This is a genomic window from Frateuria defendens (genome assembly GCF_001182895.1).
Classification (GTDB): Bacteria; Pseudomonadota; Gammaproteobacteria; order Xanthomonadales; family Rhodanobacteraceae; genus Frateuria_B; species Frateuria_B defendens.
This window is the reverse complement of the sequence record NZ_LFQR01000157.1, coordinates 1-1,106: the sequence shown is the minus strand read 5'-3', so window position 1 is coordinate 1,106 and position 1,106 is coordinate 1. Positions and strand designations below refer to the sequence as shown.

Sequence of the window (1,106 nt, the reverse complement as noted above, 5' to 3'; positions counted from 1 at the left end):
CTTAAGTTGAGAGCATTGGGGTGCCAGTGGGGTGAGATCGTTAGCCATCGTCCTTTGCTCCTGTCCTTATTTATCAATACTGAAGCTGCAGTGGGTGCCACCCGTTATCGCAGCATCAAGCTTTCTTTCCTCTGGGTGCCACCAGAGATTCTCTAAATCCACAACAATTCCGGGCGGCCTAGAGCCTATCGTTACCCAGTGATAAGAAACGTTTATTCGGACAAGTCTATTTCCTCTCCACCAAGCCATCTGATCACCACTCATTATGGAATCTGTCGGTACCGGATTTTTCAAATCGGTCCCCGCAAAGGCTGCATAAAATGGAAAAGCTATAAGGTCTTTGTAAGGAAGTTTCGAGCAATGTCTTATATCCATTGACACGAAGGTCAGGTCTCGCTTACTTACCGTAGTTACTGACGACGTCTTATAGTCAAACTTGAACTCACTCACTGGAAGTATTGTTTTGTAGAAAGCCAAATTGTGCTCATGCATCGCTTGATTCACCGCTTCACGTCGCGAGGAGAGATCAGGAAGACCGTAAGGCGCATGAGGTGCTCTGTTCGCCGTAATCATTTGCACGTACATCCCAGGTGCATCAGCCACGGCCAATTCCTTCCACTGCGGAAAGGTGAATCCCTCAGTCATCGAGGGTGGCAGCCTCGCAAACCGGAAGTCGCACAACTGCTCATCGGTCATCTGCGGGACGCCGGCGACCTCGACCATCTTGAGCAGCTGCCCGCACATGGAAGAATCGGCATTGACGACCGTTTTGATGGTGACCGCGCCGGCAGATGCCGTGCACAACCATGCAGCGACGGCCACTCCGAGATGAGTGCGCACTTTGAAAAACATGCCCAGAGAGGACGCAATTGATCGCCCCCAGCGGTACGGCATACATGACCACACCTCGGCCGCCGCTGTCCCCGCTTCGAACATTACCTTCTTTGGCGCCATAACCCCCCGCCCCACTCCATGTTGATTCCCGGCTTGCCCGGAACCTGATCCTTCACCCCTGCGACCGACCCTACGCTCCATACGAATGCCGTCAATAGCCAAATTCCACTTGGCATATGATCTTGCCCCTGATTCGCGGACACCCGCCTAAG

1 protein-coding gene is annotated in these 1,106 nt (G+C 52.8%); it reads right to left on the bottom strand.

The window, feature by feature from the left end:
• Positions 1 to 66: 66 nt before the first annotated feature.
• On the bottom strand, positions 67 to 936 hold the full coding sequence (locus tag ACH65_RS20040) for a hypothetical protein (RefSeq protein ID WP_153242655.1): 870 nt from the start codon (positions 934 to 936) through the stop codon (positions 67 to 69).
• Positions 937 to 1,106 lie beyond the last annotated feature (170 nt).